The following is a 5017-nucleotide window of genomic DNA, read 5'->3' as shown; positions in this document are numbered from 1 at the left end:
GCCAGGGGAGCGGGAGAACTGGTGCTGGGCGGGTATCGGGGGGACCACCCTTTGACCGGTGCGCTGTCGGACATTTTTTCACGTGCGGGTTGGAATGTGCGGATCGGAACCGACATGAAGAAAGAAGTTTGGAAAAAAGCGCTGATCAATATTGGGATCAATGCGGTTACCGCCATTAACCGGGTGGCCAACGGGGACATATTGGCAAATGCCGACCTGCGGGAAACAGCTGTCGCAGCAGTAAGGGAAGCAGGGCTTGTTGCGACAGCACTTGGCAGTTTGTCACCGGAAGAAGTGGATGCCGGGGTGGAACGCATGCTTGAAGTATGCCGGGCTACTTCGGCCAATCGGTCTTCCATGCTGCAGGATGTGGAGAACCATCGCCAAACGGAAATCGATGCTTTGAATGGAGCCATCGTCCGTTGGGGGGAAGAACTGTCGATCGCAACGCCCGTTAACCTTGAGCTGGTGCAGAGGGTGAAGCGGATAGCGGGGGTGTGAAGTGCATTACAGTTAATGAAATTGAATCTTTAAGTGAAAAGTCGATGCACCCTTTCAGGTGTATCGGCTTTTTTTCTTCCTCCACTATCCCCCACTCGGGAAGGTGGTGCTCAAGACCCATTTGAGCTGTGGATAACCTGTGGATCAATAGGTCTTATATCCTATTTTCAGCCCGGTAAATCAATGTTTTTTTAAAATATTTTCCTGTGGATAGCAGGAATTTCCTCTTACAGGACGAATCAGTAAAACAGAAAGTGGTGTAAAGTGGAGGGAAGTGGTGGACATTCCCTCATGGTGGTGATGCAGGGTGTTCATGGGTGAATATCAGCATAACATCGACGAAAAGGGCCGCCTGATCATACCCTCGAAATTTCGGGAGGAGTTGGGGGCCGGTTTTGTCATTACCCGTGGCCTTGATAACTGCCTGTTCGTATACCCCCGCAAGGAGTGGGAGATTCTAGAAGCAAAATTGAAAAGTCTTCCATTAACAAGTGCTGATGCACGCGCATTTGTCCGCTTTTTCTTCTCCGGAGCAGGTGAATGCGAATTGGACAAACAGGGGAGAATTCTGATCCCGATTCCGCTCCGGGATTATGCCAAACTGGTGCGAGACTGCGTGGTCATAGGCGTATCCAATCGGGTGGAGATCTGGGCGAAAGAAGCTTGGGAATCCTACAGCAATGATGCGGCAGATTCGTTTGCTGCCATTGCCGAAAAACTTACCGACCTTACTTTTTAACCCTGGTTGTCGGTCGCTTTGCACCATCCTGGCATAAGTGGACAACTATGCGGTATACCGCCGAGTTGCCACTAATGGGGGGGTTTGGATTGAAAGAATTTCATCATGTGTCCGTGTTTGCTGAGGAAGCGGTGGAAGGGCTTGCCCCACAACCAGGCGGCGTCTATGTAGACTGCACGCTGGGCGGAGCGGGGCACAGCAAACGGATTTTGCAGAGAACGGCTCCAGACGGGAAACTGATCGCCATCGATCAGGATCTGAGGGCTGTCGAGAACGCCCGAAACGTTTTGGCCGAATACACGGGACGATATCAAATCGTGCATTCCAACTTCCGGCATCTGAAACAAATTGTGCAGCAGTATGAACCGGATGGCGTGAACGGGATCCTGTTCGATCTCGGCGTCAGTTCGCCGCAGCTTGATGAAGAAGAACGAGGCTTCAGCTATATGAAGGATGCGCCGCTCGATATGCGGATGGACAGAACGCAGCCTTTCAGTGCTTTCGATCTTGTAAACACCTGGGGCGAAAAAGAGATAGCGGACGTTATCTTTCAATATGGCGAGGAGCGCTGGGGCAAGCGGATTGCGGAGTTTATCGTGAAAGCCCGCAAGAGCGGCCCGATTGAAACTACAGGAGACTTGGTCGACATTATCAAGGCGGCCATTCCGGCAGGTGCAAGGCGTGAAGGACCCCATCCGGCCAAACGGACATTCCAGGCATTTCGGATCGCGGTAAACGACGAACTGAACGTATTTGAAACCGCATTGCAGGATGCGGTGGATTGTCTGAAAGCGGGTGGCAGAATCTCCGTCATTACCTTCCATTCCCTGGAGGACCGGATCGCCAAAAATGTGTTTCAAGACTACGCCAAAGGTTGCAAATGTCCGCCTGAACTGCCGATTTGCCAGTGTGGAAACCAACCGAAGCTAAAGATCATTACCCGGAAACCGATCGTTCCGTCTGAAGACGAACTTGAAATGAACCCGCGGGCCCGATCCGCCAAGCTGAGAATTGCAGAACGCATTTTAGCAGATTAAGAGTAGGAGAGGAGACAATTTCATGTTGGCAGCAAGATCTTTACACAACAGGACGGAAACCACATGGGTCAAACAATCGGATTTCTCTCGTCATACCACACGACCTGTATCCGGACACAAAGCCAGCAGCGAACGTTTGAAATGGATCGGCACCATTTTGCTCTGCACCGCCGTTCTTTCGGGAATTATCGGACAATTTTCGGAAATAGCCCGGACGAACATTGAAGTGGAGCGTTTGAAGATTCAGATTGAGGCGCAAATGGAGAAAAACGCCAAACTGAATGACCGTGTCAACGAATTGTCCTCCCCCGCCCGCATTATCTCCAAAGCCAGGGAAATGGGTATGGTGTCAACCAACCCGGGTGCACTTGCGGTAGCACCCAAGGAGTGATGCGTTCGTGACTGAACACCAATTGAAGGTCCGTTCCCGGTGGATGCAGTTCTTTCTGATGCTGGGCCTGACAATCCTGATTGTCAGGCTGTTGTACATTCAGGTGTTTCACAGCGAGGCATGGGCCAAGGATGCAGCCGTTTTTTGGCGCGGACAGGAGAAAGTGGAAGCCGTTCGCGGAACCATCTATGACCGAAACGGAAAGAAACTCGCATACACTACAGTCGCTTACGATGTGGAAGCGGATTTGAGCGAAATGAAAGCGGCCAAGGCTGCGGAAGTTGAAAAGGCGAAGAAAAAGCCTGCTGCCGAAGTTGATCTCAGGCAAGGGGATCCAAGAATCTATGCGCAGCAACTGGCTCCTTTGCTGAAGGTGCCCGAAGAGAAGATCTACGAAACCTTGACCACGCCTGACAGGATCGGGGTACGCATTAAGCAAACCGTTGACTCGGATACAGCCGAGAAGATCCAGAAGCTTGGATTAAAGGGAATCCATCTGACCAAGACTACGACCCGTCACTATCCCAACAACACCATGGCAGCCCACCTGCTGGGTTTCGTTACAAAAGACGGCAAAGGCGGGGCCGGGATTGAACTGCAATACGATCATGTCCTTCGCGGGGAGGACGGGCTTCGAAAGTTTATGAAGGACAGCCGGGGGAACCCTCTTCCCTATGAGCAGCAACAGATCAAACCTGCTGTCGACGGCAAGGATGTTTGGCTGACGATTGATGAGACTGTTCAGCAATATGCGGAAGACGCACTTGACCATCTGATCGAAAAATTCAAACCGGAGAACGCTTCCATTACAGTGGTGGACCCCAACACGGGAGAAATCCTGGCAATGGCCAACAGGCCGACCTTTAACCCCAACAAATTTTGGGAAGCGGATCCGAAAGCCCTTTACAATAACCGGGCGGTCAACACAACCTTTGAACCGGGTTCCACTTTCAAGATCGTTACCATGACAGCCGCTTTGGCTGAAAAGAAGGTCAGCCTTGACGAAACATTCACATCCGGACAGATCAAGGTGAAGGGATCCCCCTATTTCATCCGGGACTGGAACTGGTACAAAGGTGCCAGAACCCTGACATTCAGACAGGGTGTGGAACAATCCAGCAACGTGGGGATGGTGCTTCTGGGGCAACGGCTTGGCTGGGAAACCCTGTATGATTACATTTACAAATTCGGGTTTAACCAGAAGACCGGTGTGGACCTGCCTGGCGAGGGGAACTCGATTCTGTTCGACTCCAAGCAAAAAACGGATCTGAACCTGGCGGTAACTTCATTCGGCCAGGGGATTGCGGTAACGCCGATGCAGCAGATTGCCGCAGTGTCGGCGGTTGCCAACGGCGGTCAGGTTATGAGGCCTTTCGTAATGAAAGAAATCCGGGATCCCAAGACAGAAGCGACTCTTCAGGAACAGAAGCCGCATGTCATAAGCCAGGTAGCAAATCCGGAAGTGATGGCGGCCATGCGGGAAATAATGGAAGGTGTCGTGAAGAGCGACGAATCAAAGGCGGGCTACATTGAAGGGTACCGGATTGCGGGCAAAACCGGAACGGCTCAGATTCCAAAGGATACGGGCGGTTATGAAACCGATCGGTTCGTATGCTCCTTTATCGGGTTTGCACCTGCCGACCAGCCCAAGGTTCTGGTCTATGTAACCGTCGATTCCCCAAAAAACGACTTGCAGTTCGGGAATATTGTGGCCACACCTTTTGCCAAGGAAGTCTTTGCCAATGTGCTTCCTTATATCGGTCTGAAAGCACAGGTGGCCAATCCGGCAAAACCTGAACAGAGTGCTGCCCCTGTCAAATATGTGAGTGCACCCAATCTGGTCGGGATGACTCGCGGTCAGGCGGAGAAAACGGCTCTTGCCAACTCGCTGAAATTCCAGATTGTTGGCCGCGGGGACAAGATTGCCGCTCAATGGCCCAAACCCGGGGCGAAAGTTTTGGCGGGCAGTTCAACCATCGTGATTGCAGATAACTTTAAAGATGCCAATGGCAATGTCCAGGTTCCCGATCTCACCGGGGAGAGCATGCGGGAAGCGATCGAGATCCTGTCGATGCTCGAGCTGGTGGCAGATGCCTCTGGTTCGGGATTTGTGGTCAGCCAGGAACCGAAAGGCGGTTCCATTGTTCCATCCGGAACCAAAATCAGACTGACCTTGGGTGCCAATTGAAAAACGGCCGGCAATACGTCCTCCCTCCCTCATGGGGCTGCGGGGGGACGTTCTTTTTGTTGCACGCTTTCCCATTATGATTCTAGTCCACGGATGACAAGCATATGGTTGGTAATGATATCAGCGGCGACAGGAGGAGAGACTGTGCAAGCTGTTAATCT

5 protein-coding genes are annotated in these 5017 nt (G+C 52.0%); all 5 read left to right on the top strand.

Annotated features, from left to right (window positions below):
- Nucleotides 1-501 (top strand): ketopantoate reductase family protein (locus EFBL_RS20630; protein WP_275539559.1); only part of this gene is annotated, 501 nt, incomplete at its 5' end.
- A gap of 307 nt (nt 502-808) precedes the next feature.
- Complete coding sequence (gene mraZ, locus EFBL_RS14155; protein ID WP_096182741.1) at nt 809-1240, top strand: division/cell wall cluster transcriptional repressor MraZ; 432 nt, start codon at nt 809-811, stop codon at nt 1238-1240.
- 89 nt (nt 1241-1329) lie between these two features.
- On the top strand, nt 1330-2277 hold the full coding sequence (gene rsmH, locus EFBL_RS14150) for a 16S rRNA (cytosine(1402)-N(4))-methyltransferase RsmH (protein ID WP_231705812.1): 948 nt from the start codon (nt 1330-1332) through the stop codon (nt 2275-2277).
- A 22-nt stretch (nt 2278-2299) separates the two neighbouring features.
- On the top strand, nt 2300-2668 hold the full coding sequence (locus EFBL_RS14145; protein ID WP_096182740.1) for a septum formation initiator family protein: 369 nt from the start codon (nt 2300-2302) through the stop codon (nt 2666-2668).
- Between the two features lie 7 nt (nt 2669-2675).
- On the top strand, nt 2676-4856 hold the full coding sequence (locus EFBL_RS14140) for a penicillin-binding transpeptidase domain-containing protein (RefSeq protein ID WP_096182739.1): 2181 nt from the start codon (nt 2676-2678) through the stop codon (nt 4854-4856).
- Nucleotides 4857-5017 lie beyond the last annotated feature (161 nt).

This window comes from Effusibacillus lacus (assembly GCF_002335525.1).
Classification (GTDB): Bacteria; Bacillota; Bacilli; order Tumebacillales; family Effusibacillaceae; genus Effusibacillus; species Effusibacillus lacus.
Note: the sequence above shows the minus strand (reverse complement) of the source record. Positions and strands in the feature narration are given on the sequence as shown.

Coding starts and splice junctions, on each gene's coding strand:
- EFBL_RS14145 (WP_096182740.1), top strand. CDS start 2,300: ATGTTGGCAGCAAGATCTTTACACAACAGGACGGAAACCACATGGGTC.